The 15373-nt window shown below is 63.3% G+C and carries 15 protein-coding genes; 3 read left to right on the top strand and 12 right to left on the bottom strand.

Annotated elements, in window-relative coordinates; genetic code table 11:
• Positions 1-27 precede the first annotated feature (27 nt).
• Positions 28-1971 (top strand): dynamin-like GTPase family protein, encoded by a 1944-nt coding sequence (locus BM136_RS17255; RefSeq protein ID WP_092973418.1) that lies wholly within the window; start codon positions 28-30, stop codon positions 1969-1971.
• Positions 1972-2074: 103 nt separating this feature from the next.
• On the top strand, positions 2075-3223 hold the full coding sequence (mutY, locus tag BM136_RS17250; protein ID WP_092973416.1) for an A/G-specific adenine glycosylase: 1149 nt from the start codon (positions 2075-2077) through the stop codon (positions 3221-3223).
• A gap of 30 nt (positions 3224-3253) precedes the next feature.
• Here mutY and BM136_RS17245 read toward each other — a convergent pair whose 3' ends face one another.
• From BM136_RS17245 to BM136_RS17190, 12 genes are all read right to left on the bottom strand, one after another.
• On the bottom strand, positions 3254-3907 hold the full coding sequence (locus BM136_RS17245; protein WP_092973414.1) for an LON peptidase substrate-binding domain-containing protein: 654 nt from the start codon (positions 3905-3907) through the stop codon (positions 3254-3256).
• 104 nt (positions 3908-4011) lie between these two features.
• On the bottom strand, positions 4012-4905 hold the full coding sequence (gene rapZ, locus BM136_RS17240) for an RNase adapter RapZ (RefSeq protein WP_027678304.1): 894 nt from the start codon (positions 4903-4905) through the stop codon (positions 4012-4014).
• Between the two features lie 94 nt (positions 4906-4999).
• Positions 5000-5341, bottom strand: coding sequence for a PsiF family protein (locus BM136_RS17235; RefSeq protein WP_027678303.1), 342 nt, complete (start codon positions 5339-5341; stop codon positions 5000-5002).
• Between the two features lie 186 nt (positions 5342-5527).
• A complete protein-coding gene (gene hprK / locus BM136_RS17230) occupies positions 5528-6502 on the bottom strand; it encodes an HPr(Ser) kinase/phosphatase (RefSeq protein WP_004633393.1) in 975 nt (324 codons plus the stop codon).
• Positions 6503-6575: 73 nt separating this feature from the next.
• The gene (ptsN, locus tag BM136_RS17225; protein ID WP_012761097.1) at positions 6576-7031 is read right to left on the bottom strand and encodes a PTS IIA-like nitrogen regulatory protein PtsN; all 456 of its coding nucleotides are present in this window, start codon (positions 7029-7031) and stop codon (positions 6576-6578) included.
• A gap of 345 nt (positions 7032-7376) precedes the next feature.
• Complete coding sequence (gene raiA / locus BM136_RS17220) at positions 7377-7730, bottom strand: ribosome hibernation-promoting factor, HPF/YfiA family (RefSeq protein WP_004633388.1); 354 nt, start codon at positions 7728-7730, stop codon at positions 7377-7379.
• Positions 7731-7780: 50 nt separating this feature from the next.
• Complete coding sequence (locus tag BM136_RS17215; protein WP_092973412.1) at positions 7781-9292, bottom strand: RNA polymerase factor sigma-54; 1512 nt, start codon at positions 9290-9292, stop codon at positions 7781-7783.
• A gap of 96 nt (positions 9293-9388) precedes the next feature.
• A complete protein-coding gene (gene lptB / locus BM136_RS17210; protein WP_004633384.1) occupies positions 9389-10177 on the bottom strand; it encodes an LPS export ABC transporter ATP-binding protein in 789 nt (262 codons plus the stop codon).
• Between the two features lie 30 nt (positions 10178-10207).
• The gene (lptA, locus tag BM136_RS17205) at positions 10208-10795 is read right to left on the bottom strand and encodes a lipopolysaccharide transport periplasmic protein LptA (protein WP_092973410.1); all 588 of its coding nucleotides are present in this window, start codon (positions 10793-10795) and stop codon (positions 10208-10210) included.
• Between the two features lie 59 nt (positions 10796-10854).
• Entirely contained in the window at positions 10855-11487 is a 633-nt protein-coding gene (gene lptC / locus BM136_RS17200; protein WP_092973408.1) for an LPS export ABC transporter periplasmic protein LptC, read from the bottom strand.
• Between the two features lie 4 nt (positions 11488-11491).
• A complete protein-coding gene (locus tag BM136_RS17195; protein ID WP_092973406.1) occupies positions 11492-12076 on the bottom strand; it encodes a KdsC family phosphatase in 585 nt (194 codons plus the stop codon).
• Between the two features lie 16 nt (positions 12077-12092).
• Positions 12093-13076, bottom strand: coding sequence for a KpsF/GutQ family sugar-phosphate isomerase (locus BM136_RS17190; protein ID WP_092973404.1), 984 nt, complete (start codon positions 13074-13076; stop codon positions 12093-12095).
• A gap of 310 nt (positions 13077-13386) precedes the next feature.
• On the opposite strand from BM136_RS17190, the gene BM136_RS17185 reads away from it, so the two are divergent.
• Positions 13387-15366 (top strand): monovalent cation:proton antiporter family protein, encoded by a 1980-nt coding sequence (locus BM136_RS17185; RefSeq protein ID WP_092973773.1) that lies wholly within the window; start codon positions 13387-13389, stop codon positions 15364-15366.
• The last annotated feature ends 7 nt before the right edge of the window (positions 15367-15373 follow it).

Raw genomic sequence — 15373 nt, 5'->3', positions numbered from 1 at the left:
GGGTCGCGCACACAATAAGACAGAACGATGAACAACACACTGAGCACACAGTTCGAGCAGTACAGCGCCTGGCGCGCTTCGGTACTGCAGTCGGTGGGGGAATTCCAAGACTGGCTGCAAGCCCAGGAGCTGTACGACGCGCAGGCTGACATGCGCGCGCAGCGCATCCGCGGCGTCTTGCGCAGCGACAAGCTCAAAGTCGCCTTCATTGCCGAGTTCTCTCGCGGCAAGAGTGAGCTGATCAACGCCATCTTCTTTGCGGACTTTGGCCGCCGCATCTTGCCGTCGTCGGCGGGCCGGACCACGATGTGTCCGACCGAGCTGATGTACGACGAAAGCTATCCGCCGTCGATCCGCCTGCTGCCGATCGAGACGCGTCTGCATGATGCATCGACGGCCGATTTTCGCGATGCGGGCAGCCACTGGCTGTCGGTGCCGCTCGATCCGTCGTCGCCCGAAGGCATGCTCGAAGCGTTCCGCCACGTGGTGGAAACCGTGCGCGTGCCCAAGGAAGAAGCCGAGCAGTTGGGTCTATATAACGACGCCGATCCCGACGCTGCGTTCTCGGTGGATGCCGCAGGCACGGTCGAAGTGTCGAAGTGGCGTCACGCGATCATCAATTTCCCGCACCCGATGCTCAAGCAGGGCCTGGTGATCCTGGATACGCCGGGCCTGAACGCGATTGGTACCGAGCCGGAGCTGACGCTGCGCCTGATTCCGGATGCGCACGTCGTCGTGTTCGTGCTGGCAGCGGATGCCGGCGTGACCAAGAGCGATCTGGAGCTGTGGCGCTCGCACGTGGGCGGTGGCCAGCGCAAAGGCTGCATCGCGGTGCTCAACAAGGTCGATGGCCTGTGGGATCCGCTCAAGTCCGAAGAGGAAGTCGAGAACGAAGTCAGCCGCCAGATTATGACGACGGCGCAGGTGCTCGATATCGATGTCGAGCGCGTGTATCCAGTGTCGGCGCAGAAGGGTCTGGTGGCCAAGGTCAGCCATGACCATGAGTTGCTGGCCAAGAGCCGGCTGCCGGAGCTGGAGTCGGTGCTGTCGGATCAGTTGATTCCGCAGCGTCGCGAGATTGTGACCGAGCAGGTTCAACTGGCGGTGAAGGACATGGCCACCGGCGCGCAGCAACTGCTGCAGATGCGCCGCCGCGACATCGTCGAGCAGTTGTTCGAGTTGCGCGGCCTGCGCGGCAAGAACCACACGATGGTCAAGCACATGCTGATGCGCGTGCAGGGCGAGAAGGAAGAGTTCGAGCAGAGCATCGCCAAGTTCCAGGCGCTGCGTACGGTGTTCGGCCGCCACAGCGCGGAGATCATCAAGAGTGTGCAACTCAAGCAGATTCGCTCGACGATGCGTGAGGCGCGCGAGAAGATGAAGGAGCGCGTGTTCTCGCGCGGCCTGCGCGACGACATGGACAAGCTCTTCGGCCACCTGACGGGCCTGGTGCGCGATGCCGCCAACCGCATCGACCAACTGCACCAGATGGTCGACGGCATGTACAAGAAGTTCAACGCCGAGCACGGTTTCACGCTGTCGCCGCCGCTGCGTTTCCTGGGCACGCGCTACGACGCCGATCTGAAAGAAACGCTGATGCTCGCGCACAACCACTTTGGCGCGTTCAGCTTCCTGACCCGTCCGAAGCCGCAACTCGTGCATGGAGCGTTCTCGACGGTGGCCAGCCGCGTGCTGGATACCTTTCAGGACATGAACCGTGACATCGAGATCTGGCTGAAGTCCGTCATGACACCGCTGGAAGCTCAGGTGCGCGATCACCAGAAGCAACTGCGCAAGCGCGTGGATTCGATCGAGCGCATTCACGAGGCGACCGATACGCTGGAAGCGCGAATCACCGAACTCGAGGCGCTGCTCAATACGCTGGATGAGCGCAGCGGCATGATCGCCCAGTACACCGACCGCATTCTCGCGGCCGGGACGATTCTGGAGCGGCAGTCCGTCGCGGCCTGACGCGTATCGTTGGTCACGGAGAAGGCGCCTGCGGGCGCTTTTTTCGTTCTGGTAGGATCGCCGCCAGCGCGCATCTTCAGTTCGCCGTTTCCTCATCACACGCATGACCGCCACCCCCCGCCGCACGCGCCGCGCCGCGCAACCTGCTGCCGTTCTGCCTTCGCTACCAGATGATTTCGCCGTGCGCGTCATCGCTTGGCAGCAGCGTCATGGCCGTCACCATTTGCCGTGGCAGAACACGGGCGATGCATATCGCACGTGGCTCTCAGAGATCATGCTGCAGCAGACGCAGGTGAGCGCGGTGCTGGGCTACTACGCACGCTTCATCGAGCGCTTCCCGACCGTGCAGGCGCTGGCCGCTGCGCCGGCAGACGACGTGATGGCAGCGTGGGCCGGCCTCGGCTATTACACGCGCGCGCGCAACTTGCATCGCTGCGCGCAGATCGTGGTGGCGGAGCACGGCGGCATCTTCCCGCGCGATCCCGACGTGCTTGCGACGCTGCCGGGCATCGGCCGCTCGACTGCGGCGGCCATCGCCGCGTTTTCGTACGGCGTGCGCGCGGCCATTCTGGACGGCAACGTCAAACGCGTGTTTGCCCGTGTGTTCGGCATCGACGGTTTTCCTGGCGACAAGCGCGTGGAAGACACCATGTGGCGCGTCGCTGAAACCGTGCTGCCGCCAGCCGAAGGTATTCAGCCGTACACGCAGGGTTTGATGGACCTAGGGGCCACCGTCTGCACGCGTGGCAAACCGGCATGCCTGACGGGCGAACGCGCCTGTCCACTCGAATCGCTATGCGAAGCGCGCAGTACCGATCGCGTGATGGAATTGCCCGTGCCGCGCCCGCGTAAGGCGATACCCGAGCGTGCCGCGACGCTCGTCATCGCGCTGCACGCCGACGCGGTCCTGCTGCAGCGTCGTCCGCAACGCGGTATCTGGGGCGGGTTGTGGTCTTTGCCGCTGGTGGGCGAGATGGACGACGCGCTGGATGAGCATCCGCTGGATGTGGGCACCGTGCGTCGCGCCGCGCAGGTATATGGCGCGGTCTCGACCGTGGAAATGGCAGGCGCGCTCACGCATACCTTCACGCACTTCCGCCTGCATATGCACTTGCTGCGCGCAGAGATCGGCACGCCCGCCGAGCTCGACGACGACTGGCGCTGGGTACCGCTTGCCCAACTCAATTCAGTGGGATTGCCCGCGCCGGTGAAGTTGGCGCTGGAGACGCTGGTGCAGCCAAGCCTGATCTAGCCAACCCGGCCCGGGTTGGCTGATACGGCATCACAGAATGTGATGCTGCTTCATGTAGCGATGGACGATCTCGATGCGCATGCCGGCGTCCATCAGTTCCATCAGCTTCTGCTTGGCCTTGAGTGGCACCGGTAGCAGTTCGCAGAGTCGATTCGCGACCCAGCTCGGGCTGGTCCACTCATAGGGTTCCGCCATCGGGACGTTGCCATCTTCGCGTGATCCGAGTGTGGTGATGATGCGGCGCAGGGCACCCACGCAGTCGTCGAAAAGTTCGCCCTTGCAGTCTTCCACGTCTGCGCCGATGGGCTCGACCGTACCGCGCATGAGGCCGTCGGGCGTAGTCTCGAACGACAGTACCTTGAAGCGCTGCGAGCCGCGCACCTTGATCATCAGCAGGCCGAGCTGCTCCATGTCGCATTCGACGATGTGGGCGATGCAGCCCACGTCGACTGGTACGGTTGTGCCGTCTGTGGTGGCCACTTCGTTGCCGCGCTCAATCAGGCAGACGCCGAACGGCGTCTTGTCGCGCAGGCACGTGCGCACCATATCGATGTAGCGGGCTTCGAAAATGCGCAGGGGGAGAAGGCCGCCGGGAAACAGCACCGTATGCAGCGGAAACAGCGACAGCTCGGTGGGCAGCGGCGGCAACGGCGAGAACGGTGAGAGAGCGATGTCTTCTTGCATGGACGGGCTTTCAGCAGACGGCGGCAAGACTTTCGCGTGGCGCCGCGCAAGAAGCCGCATCCAAATGAGGCTGGCCGGCGCGGTGAATGTGTCTGGCGCGCGGTTCAGCCGTCTACGGCCAATTCGCGGTGGCGGACCAACACATTACCATGCGCACGGAAGTACGTGGCAAGCCGTTCTGCGATGTACACGGAACGATGCTGACCGCCCGTGCAGCCGATCGCGACGGTCAAATAGCTGCGGTTGTCGGCGATGAAACTCGGCAGCCACTTTTCGACGTAGGCGCGGATGTCCTCTGCCATCGCAAGCACCATCGGTTGGCTTTGCAGGAAATCGATGACGGGCTGGTCGCGCCCGGTGAGGGGGCGCAGTTGCGTGTCGTAGTACGGGTTGGGCAGCGAACGCACGTCGAAGACGAGATCGGCATCGGTCGGTACGCCATGCTTGAAGCCGAACGATTCGAACATCAACGTGATGTCATGCGGCTCGTCGCTGATGAACTCTTTGATGTACGCGCGCAGGGCGTTCGTGCGCAGCGTGCTGGTGTCGATGCGATGCGCCGGATCGGCCAGCGGGCTGAGCAGCTCCCGCTCCATTTCGATTGCTTCGATGAGCGAGGTGTCTAGGCCCTTGGCGGCCGCTTGCACGTTGGCAGCGGTATCGGGGCGGCCGTTACGGATCGACAGCGGATGCCGGCGGCGCGTCTCGGAATAGCGCTGCACCAGGGCATTCGTGCTTGCTGTCAGAAACAGCATGCGCACGTCGTGTTCCTTGCGCAGCACGGTGACCGTCTCGGGCACCTTGCGCAGCGATTCCCGGCTGCGGATGTCGGTGGCCACGCCCAGATGCGTATAACCCTGGTCCGCCAGATAGCGCGCCAGTTCGGGGATGAACTGCGCGGGCAGGTTGTCGACGCAGTAGTAACCTGCGTCTTCGAGCACGTTCAGGGCGACCGATTTCCCTGAACCCGACATACCGGTGATGAGAATGATCCGCATGCCGCGAGGATAGCATCCCTGTGTTGCAAAGCAGCGACCAACAAAAAAGGCGACCGATCCGGCCGCCTTTTTTCGAGCGAGGTTAAGGGAATGCTCAGCCCTTCGAGAGGCACGCTTTCTGGGCGTTCTTGTACTCGTCGCCCTTCTTGCCCTTGTTGGCCTTGGAGCAGGCTGCCATCTTTTCCTGCTGCGTCATCGGCTTGGCGGCCGCGGCCGGTTTGTCCGACAGGCAGCCTTTCATGAAAGCCTTGCGCTCGTCGCCCTTCTTGCCAGCGGCGTCCATGTTGCATTGCTTCATCTTGTCTTGCTGCGAATTCTTGGCTGCCGGGGCGGCAGCAGGTGCCGCCGGCGCGGCTGCGGGTGCGCTGCCTTGGGCGAAAGCTTGGCCGGCCAGGAACGGGAGCGCCAGGGCGCAAGCGGCAATCAGTTGTTTCATCGTCGTATTCTCCTTGGTACCGTCAGAAGAGCGGGCGAAAACAAGCCGCCGCGCTCGCGATGAACGCCGCCGCGTTGTGTGCTCGGCGCATTCCCTCCCACAACGGGGCGGCCGCACGTCGGGTTGACGTTTCGCAGCGAAAACTAGGGTAAACCGGTCTGAATACGAAACTTTGTGGCGGCTTTGTTAAAGCAGACGACCCTGAGGCGAGTGGGAAGCGGCTTCGGCTTGCATGGCGGCGCGCTGGCGGTCCATGAAGTCGCGCAACGTATCGATGCCGCGCAAGCGCAGGATCGTGTTGCGCACGGCCGCCTCGACCAGCACGGCCAAGTTGCGGCCCGCTGCCACCTGGATCTTCACCATGTGGATCGGCAGACCGAGGACATCGAGGTATTGTGAATCGAGCGGCAGACGCTCGAACTCGCCATCGTTGCGGCGCACGAGCTGCACGATCAGCTTGATCTTCATCTTCCGGCGCACCGCCGTCTCACCGAAGATCGTCTTGATATCGAGCAGGCCCAGCCCGCGCACTTCCAGCAGATTCTGCAGCAGCGGCGGGCAGCGGCCTTCGATAAAGTCCGGCCCGAGGCGAACGAAATCGACCGCGTCATCGGCCACCAGACCGTGACCGCGCGAGATCAGCTCCAGGCCCAATTCGCTTTTGCCCAGGCCCGAATCACCCATGATCAGCACGCCCATGCCGAGGATGTCGAGAAACACCCCGTGCATCGTCACGCGCGGTGCCGAGATGCGAGACAGATACAAGCGCAGATGGTCAATGACCGCGGCCGATGAAATCGGCGACGTGAACAGCGGCGTGGACGAGCGTGTGCAGCGCAGCTCCAGATCGGGCGGCGGATCCACGCCGTCGGCCACCACCAGAAAGGGTGGCTCCAGCAGGATCAACTCGCCCATCTGGCGCTTGCGGTTTTCTTCCGACAAGCGCTGGTAGTAGGTGATCTCGGGCTTGCCGAGCACCTGTATGCGATTCGGGTGGATGAGGTTCAAGTGCCCGACTAAGTCAGCTGCAGATGTCGCCTCCTTGGCGAAATCCACATCGAACGCGCGGTCCGCGCCCTCCAGGCCGGCGACCCACGACAGCTTTAGATCAGCTGCGTTGTCGTCAAAGATCGATTGGGCGATGACGCCGGTCAGTTCCATAGCAGGGCACAGTGGTGCCGACGGGGCATAGCGCGTTCGCAATCGGTTGCGCTTGCCACCGATCGCGCCGCGATCAGGGCCGCCAGTCGGTCAGTAGCTGATGAATCGCCTCGGGCGACGGCAGGGTGGCGAGGCCTTCGCGCATGTCACGGTCGGACAGCAGCTGGGCGATTTCAGAGAGGATTTCCAGATGCTGCTGGGTGGCCTGTTCGGGCACCAGCAGAAAGATCAGCAGTGAGACAGGTTTGCCGTCCGGCGACTCAAAAGGCACCGGTTCGGATAGGCGCATGAAGGCTGCCAGCGGTTGTTTGAGCCCCTTGATGCGGCCATGCGGGATCGCCACGCCGGCGCCCAGACCCGTGGATCCAAGCGACTCGCGCGCGAACAGGTTGTCGGTGACGACTGCGCGCGTCACGCCGTGGTTGTTCTCGAACAGCAGGCCAGCTTGTTCAAATACCCGCTTCTTGCTGGTTACGCTGACGTCGAGGGCAATGTTCCCGGGCGGCAGCAGTTTGGCCAAGCGATTCATGTGCAATGCGTGAAATGAGCGGCGTCCTTCTGCACCAAAATGGCGCGCGGACAATGAGGTCATTATAGACCACGTGCCGCGCAGCTTTGTGCGGTGCACCAGCGGTGCACCACGCAGGGCAGAGAGGCGAATCCCCAGGGCTGCGATCAGCCGGTGCCGGCACTGTGCGCACGGCATCGACCCTGTTTTAGCCAGCATCGCGCCAAAAGCCGCGCCACGCCAGCATTCATACTTTCGTCAGATTTTAGCCCGACTTAAATCCGTTGCAATCGGATTCGTCACGAATGCACCACGGCATAAAAAAACCGCGCCAACTCGGGGCGCGGTTTTTGCGGTGCCGTCCTGCTATTGCTGCATCTGCACGGCCTGGAAGGCTTGGTGCTTCATGCTGTCACGATCGTGCCCCTGCACGCGGTCCTTGTACTTGATCACTTGCCTGTCCAGTTTATCGACGAGTAGGTCGATGGCCGCATAAAGATCTTCATGGTGTGATTCGACGAAGACGTCCTTACCCTTGAGGTGCAAGTTGATTTCCGCGTACTGACGCCGATCCTTCTCCTTGTGGTTATCGACCGATAGCAACACGCTGACGCCAATCACCTGATCGAAGTGCCTGATCACACGCTCCAGTTTCGTTTCCACGTACTCACGCAAAGCGGGCGTGATGTCCAGGTGGTGTCCACTGAGTTTGAAGTTCATAGCGGTTCTCCTTCTCAAGATGAGCCGCACCGGAACTGCCCGCGATGCGGCTATAAAGACTTGCGCAAATTCACTGCAGGGATCTTGAGGGCTTCGCGGTATTTGGCCACCGTCCGACGGGCCACCACGAATCCTTGTTCGCCTAACAGCTCGGCAATTCTGCTATCGGACAGAGGATTCTTCGGGTCTTCGGCTCCTACAAGTTGCTTGATGAGCGCGCGTATCGCAGTGGATGACGCGGCCCCGCCGGTTTCCGTCGATACATGGCTGCCGAAGAAGTACTTCAACTCGAACGTCCCCATCGGGGTCGCCATGTATTTGTTGGTCGTCACACGGGAGATCGTGGACTCGTGTAGACCCAGTGTATCGGCTATTTCCCGCAAAACCAAGGGGCGCATGGCGATTTCGCCGTGCGTGAAGAAGCTCTTTTGACGCTCGACAATGGCTTGCGAGACACGCAGGATCGTATCGAAGCGCTGCTGAATGTTCTTAATCAGCCAACGTGCTTCCTGCAGCTTCTGCTGCAGATTGGCGGCGCCCGATTCACCGCGGCTGCTGCGCAGGATTTGCGCGTACATGTCGTTGATGCGCAGGCGCGGCATGACGTCGGGGTTCAGTTGCGCCATCCAGCCTGCGCTGGTCTTGCGCACGATCACGTCGGGCACCACGAAATCCGCTTCAGCACGCCCGAATGCATGACCCGGAAACGGTGCCAGTGAACGAATCAGCTCATGCGCTGCCTTCAGCGCTGGCTCGTCGACGGACAGCGCTTTCTTCAGGCGTGTGTAGTCTCGCGCGGCCAGCAGTTCGAGATGCTGATTGACGATGGTGAGCGCCAGCGCCTTCGCGGGCGAATCGAGCCGATGCAATTGCAGTGACAGGCATTCAGCAGCTGAACGCGCGCCGACGCCAGGCGGGTCGAAGCTCTGCAGCATGCGCAGCGTGGCTTGCAGTTCGTCGAGTTCGACTTCAAGTTCGGCAGGCAGATCGGCGAGGATTTCGTCGAGCGTGCCAGAGAGGTAGCCTTCGTCGTCGAGGGATTCGATCAGGAAGATGACGAGGCCCTTGTCTCGCATGGACAGCTTGAGCGGCGCGAGTTGTTCCATGAGGAATTCGCGCAGACTTTGCTCGGCCTCACGTAACTGCAGCGGGGCGCGGTCGTCTTCGTCGGATTGCGGTTTGCGGGCGAAGTCGTCAAGGCTCCAGTCGGAGCGGTCGGAGCCGTAATCGCTGTCGAAATCGGCGCCGCTGTCGTGACCGTTTTCGTAGCTGTTTTCCGAGCTGTCGCCGCTGTCGGCACCGTTGGGTACGGGCGGGGGTGATTCGGTGGGCAGGGGTGTGGCGCTGTTGCTTTGCAGCGCGTTCACGGAGCCGTCTGCGCCAATGCGCGCAGAGGTGTCGAGCCACTCGTTTTCCCGCTCCAGCAGCGGGTTTTCGGTCAAGGCCTGCTCAACTTCCTGCTGCAGTTCGATGGTCGACAACTGCAGCAGTCTGATCGATTGCTGCAACTGCGGCGTAAGCGCGAGATGCTGAGAGAGGCGGAGCTGGAGCGACTGTTTCATGCGGGCTATTCTATGCCCAACACTCGGCCGATGGAACGGATTTTGCTTTAAGGTGCGGCTTTGCCACGTCCTTAAGGCGTAAGCGTGCGTCGTGGCTTACATCCGGAAGTTATCGCCCAGATACACCTTGCGTACATCCTCGTTTTCGATAATCTGCTCTGGCATGCCCGCGGCCAGCACGGTGCCTTCGCTGATGATGTAGGCGTGATCGCAGATGCCCAGCGTTTCTCGCACGTTGTGATCGGTAATCAGCACGCCGATGTTGCGGTCTTTCAAGAAGCTGACGATGCGTTGAATCTCGCCTACCGCGATTGGATCGACACCGGCAAACGGTTCATCGAGCAGGATGAAGCGTGGCGATGAGGCCAGCGCGCGGGCAATCTCCACACGGCGGCGTTCACCACCCGAGAGCGACAGTGCGGGGTTGTCGCGCAAGTGGGCGATCTGCAAGTCGTCGAGCAGGCCGTCGAGGCGGCGATTGACTTCGTCTTGCGACAGCTTCTTGCCGTTCTGCTCCTGCAGCTCGAGCACCGCGCGGATGTTTTCCTGCACGTTGAGCTTGCGGAACACCGACGCTTCCTGCGGCAAATACGACAGGCCCATGCGCGCGCGCTGGTGGATCGGCAGGCGGCTGATGTGCTCGCCGTCGAGCACGATGTCGCCGGCGTCCAGCGCCACCAAGCCGACGATCATGTAGAACGAAGTCGTCTTACCCGCGCCGTTGGGGCCGAGCAGGCCGACCACCTCGCCGCTTTTCACGTCAAGCGACACGTCCTTGACCACCGTGCGCGTGCCGTAGCGCTTCTTCAGATGGCGGACGACCAGCGTGCTGGAAGTCGTGGCCTGCGGCGCTGCAGTTTTGGGGGCGAGGGTGGTGGCAGACATAAGCGAAACAGAAAAGACAGGCAGTGCGGATCAGGGCTTGGCGGCCGGGGTAGATGCCGGCGCGGCAGGCGTGCTTGTGCGCGGTGCGAGAACCGCGCGCACGCGGCCCGACGGGTTGGCCGAGGTGGCGTTTTCCGCGCCGCCGGAGGCCGTGTAGAACTCCTTCTGACCGTCGTACGTGATGACGGCGCCGCGGATCTCGTCGAGCTGCGTTGCGCCTTGCAGGCGCTCCATGCGTGCACGGGCGATCAGCTTGGAAATCTCTTGTTTGCCGTCGTATTCGATGCGCTCGCCCCAACCCTGGATGTATTCGTCGACGTTGTCGCGCTTCTGGCGAATGAAGGCGAGATTGCCGGGCTTGGACGTGGCGACGGCGTAGTTGTAGCCCTCGGGGTCGGTGCGCAGATCGGCCTGATCGGAGCGCAGCACCATGGTGCCCTTGGTCAGCACCACGTTGCCGGTCAAGTGATAGACCTGCTTCAGATCGTCGTAGCTGGCGTTGTCGGCTTCAAGGACGAGCGGCTTGTCGCGGTCGGCGCGCTCAGCGTGCGCGGGCAGGGCCGGGAGCAGCAGCGCAGCGACAATGGCGAGGCCGGCAGCACGGAGGGAATCAGTCATGGGGATCACGTCGGAGAAGGGCGCGGTCGGTGGGCGTTGTCAGGTGTCGGGGGCAGAGTTTACTGCTTCGGCGCCCCCAGCCCTTCGATTCGGCCGCGCACATTGCCCAGCAATTGTACTTGCCGCGTCACGTTATTGAAGGTGAGGCCGTTGGCGTTCATGATCGACGGCCCACGGTGCAGCTCGACGGGCTTGTCGGTGCGCACGATGTCGTCGTTGAGCAGCACCTGGAAGTAGGTCGAATCGGCCGTCATCAGCGGGTCCTGGCGGGCGTCGGGTCCCTGCGCGCGGATGACCTTGGCGTTGTTGTAGAGATCGATGATGGTGCCGTCGCCGTTCATCTTGCCCAGGTCCGCACGGGCGGTGACCTGGGGGCGGTCGGGCGCATATACGCGCAGCGCGGGATACGTGACGTCGTAGGTCAGGTCGTCCTCATAGTGATTCATGTGGACGCCGGTGAAGCGGTACTTGGTCGTGCCGGTCTCGTCCAGCGCCGTAGCCGAGATGCCGTCCATGGTGTAGTCGGCGATGTGGCGTTTGGGCTGGGTGGCGGTTTCGTCGGTTTGTGGCGTGTTGACCTGCACGAGCAGGAACGTGACGCCACAGACAATCGCCATCAGCAGGATCGGCAGCCCGCGCAGCATGACTTGCAGCACGGTGGAGACGAGGCGTTGGGAGCGTTCGCTGGCCATGGAGTCAGAAGGTTTGCGGGGCTTGCAGCAATTGCGCGAGCAGGGCGTCGTAGGCGCCTTGGGCCTTGAGGATCAGGTCGGCGACTTCACGCACGGCGCCTCGCCCGCCCGTAGCCTGGGCCACGTAATGGGCGCGGCTGCGCAGTTCGGCATGGGCCTGGGCGGGGCAGGCGGTAAAGCCCACCATCGTCATCACCGGCAGGTCGGGCCAGTCGTCGCCCATGTAGCCGGCGTCTGTGGCCTCAAGTTGCGTGGCCGCCAACAGGTGGGCAAACGCCTCGCGCTTGTCGGCTACGCCTTGGTACAGATGTTCGATGCCGAGTTCCCCGGCGCGCCAGGCGACGATTTCGGATTGCCGTCCGGTAATGATGGCCGGCGTGACGCCGGCCTGTGCCAGAAGCTTGATGCCGTGGCCGTCGAGCGTGTCGAACGCCTTGCTGATTTCTCCCTCGGGGCCCACGAGCAGGCGGCCGTCGGTCAGCACGCCATCCACATCGAACACCATCAGGCGCACGCGCGCGGCGCGTTCCATTGCCTGCGGAAAGCGTGCGTCGATGTTGCTGTGGACAGGATCGGCCGGGGTGGTCATCAGTGGCGTGGGCGGGTCAGATGACCTTGGCCCGCGTCAGGTCGTGGATGTGCAGCGCGCCGACCAGCAGGCCGGCGGCATCGACCACCAGCAACTGGTTGATGCGGTGCGTTTCCATGACTTCGACGGCTTCGACGGCGAGCTGGTCGGGGCCGACCGAGCGCGGGTTGCGGTGCATGACCTCGTGGATGGGCACCGTGCGCCAGTCGCGCGGGGTTTCGAGCAGGCGGCGCAGGTCGCCGTCGGTGAAGACGCCCACGGCGTGGCCATCGGCATCGACCACGGCGGTCATCGCCATGCCCTTGCGGGTGATTTCCATCAGCGCCTGCGACAGCGGCGTGTCTTGGTCCACGCGGGGGATGGCGTCGCCGGCGCGCATGACGTCACGCACGTGCGTTAGCAGCTTGCGGCCAAGCGATCCGCCCGGATGCGAGCGTGCGAAGTCTTCTGCACCGAAGCCGCGTGCGTCGAGCACGGCCACGGCCAGCGCATCGCCCAGCGCGATCTGCGCCGTGGTGCTGGCGGTGGGAGCAAGGTTCAGCGGGCAGGCTTCGACATCGACATGCGAGTTGAGCACCACGTCGGCGTGCTTGCCGAGCGAGGACTCCGGGTTGCCCGTGACGGCGATCAGCTTGGCGCCCATCCGCTTGACCAGCGGCAGGATGACGTTCAGCTCCGACACTTCGCCGGAATTGGAAAAGCCGATGAAAACGTCGTCGCGGGTGACCATGCCGAGATCGCCATGGCTGGCTTCGGCCGGGTGCACGAAGAACGCCGGCGTGCCGGTCGAGGCCAGCGTGGCGGCAATCTTGCGCGCCACGTGGCCCGATTTGCCCATGCCGGACACGACGACGCGGCCGGTGCAGCCGAGCACCATTTCGACCGCGCGCGCAAAGTCGGCGGACACCTGGGTTTTGAGACCGAGTACGGCTTGCGCTTCGATGTCGAAGGTTTGCTGCGCCAGCGCAAGCGCTCGGTCCGGATTGAAATTCGCTATCATGGCGGCGAAGTATAACAACGATTGACATAGTCCTCGGCCGCTGGTGGCGCATTGGGACTTGACTTGCGGGGAGTGGGCGGAGCGTGCGGGCGCTCCGTTTTGCTGCGCCGCGGCATTCGGCTTCCAAATCACTTTCTTCCCGTCGCCACGCCGTCATTTTTTGCTCTGCGGCGTCTCGCGTATCGCGTTCTTCGTTTACATCCTGGCATCGGTCTTGCAGCGCCTGCGTGCTCGCTTGCGCACGCACCGTCTTGATGCGCGGCATCCGGCCCTCCTGTCCAACCCCTTTCGATTGGTTTTTTCGCGTCGCATGCATTCGCCGCTGGAACTCACCCTCGTGTTGCTGGCCGCCGCCGTGATCGGCGTGGTGCTGTTCCGCATGCTGCAGTTGCCGCCGATGCTGGCCTACCTGGTGGTGGGTGTGCTGATTGGGCCGAAGGCGACGGGGCTGGAGTCCGATTCTGCTCAGACCCGCTACCTGGCTGAGTTCGGGGTGGTGTTCTTGATGTTCTCGATCGGCCTGGAGTTCAACCTCTCCAAGCTTCGTTCGATGCGACGGCTGGTGCTGGGCCTTGGCGCGTCACAGGTGGTGCTGACCGTGCTGCTGACGATTCCGGTATCGATGCTGCTTTCGCGCTGGTACCCGCTGTCGTGGCAGGCGGGGCTGGCGCTGGGCGGCGCGTTGGCGATGTCGTCCACGGCCATCGTGTCGAAAATGCTGGCCGAGCGCCTGCAACTGGAAACCGAGCACGGCCGCAACATCATCAGCGTGCTGCTGTTCCAGGATCTGGCTGTGGTGCTGCTGCTCATCGTGGTGCCGTCATTGGGCAAGAATCCGAGCGACCTGGTTCTGACGCTGTCGATTGCAGCTCTGAAGATCACCGTTGCGCTGGTGCTGATCCTGTTCCTGGGGCAGAAGCTGCTGTCGCGCTGGTTCCACCTGGTGGCGGCGCGGCGCTCGCAGGAGCTGTTCATGCTGAACCTGCTGCTGGTCACGCTGGGCATGGCGGCGCTGACCGAGCGGCTGGGCTTGTCGATGGCGCTGGGGGCATTTCTGGCCGGCATGCTGGTGTCGGAAACGCCGTACAAGCTGCAGGTGGAAGAAGACATCAAGCCGTTCCGGGATATGCTGCTGGGGCTGTTCTTCGTGACGGTCGGCATGCTGCTGGACCCGCGCGTGGTCTTCGAGCACTGGGCGCTGGTGCTGGGCCTGGTGATGGCGCCGGTGCTGTTCAAATTCGTGCTGATTGCGCTGCTGGCGCGGGCCTTCGGTTCCGGTGGCGGTGCGGCGATCCGTACGGCTCTCGGGCTGGCGCAGGCCGGTGAATTCGGCTTCGTGCTGCTCAACCAGATTGACGGGATGAAACTGATCGACCCGTTGCTCGGCCAAGCGATCCTGGCGGCGATGCTGCTGTCGATGCTGCTGGCGCCGTTCCTGATTCAGTACAGCGACGTGATTGCCATGCGGCTGTCGCGCACGGACTGGCTGATGCAATCGCTGGCAATGACGAAGATTGCCGCGCAGAGCATCGCCACCGAGCGCCACGTCATCATCTGCGGCTACGGGCGCAGCGGCCAGAACCTGGCGCACATGGTGGAGCAGGAAGGCATCGGCTATGTCGCGCTCGACCTGGACCCCGACCGCGTGCGCGAGGCTGCGGCCGCGGGCGAGCATGTCGTCTATGGCGATGCGGCGCGGCGCGAGTCGCTGGTGGCTGCCGGTATCCACCGTGCAGCGGCGGTCGCCATTACGTATGCCGATACGGCGTCCGCATTGAAGGTGCTGCACCACGTGCAGGCGCTGGAGCCGACCCTGCCCGTGATTGTGCGCACCATCGACGATGCCGACCTGGATCGCCTGCAGCAAGCCGGCGCCACCGAGGTTGTCCCCGAGATCATTGAAGGTAGCCTGATGCTGGCCTCGCATGCGCTGGTGCTGCTGGGCGTGCCGCTGCGCCGCGTGGTGCGCCGCGCGCAGGAGATGCGTGACGCACGTTACAGCCTGCTGCGCGGCTACTTCCATGGTCAGGACGACGAGGAAGACATGCTGGAGCGCGACGCCGTGCGCCTGCATTCGGTGCCTTTGGCCAAAGGCTCGCCTGCCATCGGCCACAAGCTCGGCACGATGGGGCTGGAGACGTTCAAGACCTCGGTCACGGCGATCCGGCGCCAGGGCATTCGCGCGCTCGATCCTGATCCAGACACCGTGCTGGAGCTGGGCGATATCGTTGTGCTGCGCGGCACCCCCGAGGGGCTGCAGATGGCGGAGGAGCGGCTCTCGCCGCGTTGATGCCAGC

It is taken from the genome of Ralstonia sp. NFACC01, assembly GCF_900115545.1.
In the GTDB taxonomy this organism is placed as follows: domain Bacteria; phylum Pseudomonadota; class Gammaproteobacteria; order Burkholderiales; family Burkholderiaceae; genus Ralstonia; species Ralstonia mojiangensis.
The sequence above is the reverse complement of the archived record's forward strand: the minus strand, read 5'-3'. Positions and strand labels throughout refer to the sequence as shown.

Coding starts and splice junctions, on each gene's coding strand:
- BM136_RS17235 (WP_027678303.1), bottom strand. CDS start 5,341: ATGAAACAACTGATTGCCGCTTGCGCCCTGGCGCTCCCGTTCCTGGCC.
- lptA (WP_092973410.1), bottom strand. CDS start 10,795: ATGACTGATTCCCTCCGTGCTGCCGGCCTCGCCATTGTCGCTGCGCTG.
- ptsN (WP_012761097.1), bottom strand. CDS start 7,031: ATGAATCGCTTGGCCAAACTGCTGCCGCCCGGGAACATTGCCCTCGAC.
- hprK (WP_004633393.1), bottom strand. CDS start 6,502: ATGGAACTGACCGGCGTCATCGCCCAATCGATCTTTGACGACAACGCA.
- BM136_RS17195 (WP_092973406.1), bottom strand. CDS start 12,076: ATGACCACCCCGGCCGATCCTGTCCACAGCAACATCGACGCACGCTTT.
- raiA (WP_004633388.1), bottom strand. CDS start 7,730: ATGAACTTCAAACTCAGTGGACACCACCTGGACATCACGCCCGCTTTG.
- BM136_RS17255 (WP_092973418.1), top strand. CDS start 28: ATGAACAACACACTGAGCACACAGTTCGAGCAGTACAGCGCCTGGCGC.
- BM136_RS17185 (WP_092973773.1), top strand. CDS start 13,387: ATGCATTCGCCGCTGGAACTCACCCTCGTGTTGCTGGCCGCCGCCGTG.
- lptC (WP_092973408.1), bottom strand. CDS start 11,487: ATGGCCAGCGAACGCTCCCAACGCCTCGTCTCCACCGTGCTGCAAGTC.
- BM136_RS17190 (WP_092973404.1), bottom strand. CDS start 13,076: ATGATAGCGAATTTCAATCCGGACCGAGCGCTTGCGCTGGCGCAGCAA.
- mutY (WP_092973416.1), top strand. CDS start 2,075: ATGACCGCCACCCCCCGCCGCACGCGCCGCGCCGCGCAACCTGCTGCC.
- BM136_RS17215 (WP_092973412.1), bottom strand. CDS start 9,292: ATGAAACAGTCGCTCCAGCTCCGCCTCTCTCAGCATCTCGCGCTTACG.
- lptB (WP_004633384.1), bottom strand. CDS start 10,177: ATGTCTGCCACCACCCTCGCCCCCAAAACTGCAGCGCCGCAGGCCACG.
- rapZ (WP_027678304.1), bottom strand. CDS start 4,905: ATGCGGATCATTCTCATCACCGGTATGTCGGGTTCAGGGAAATCGGTC.
- BM136_RS17245 (WP_092973414.1), bottom strand. CDS start 3,907: ATGCAAGAAGACATCGCTCTCTCACCGTTCTCGCCGTTGCCGCCGCTG.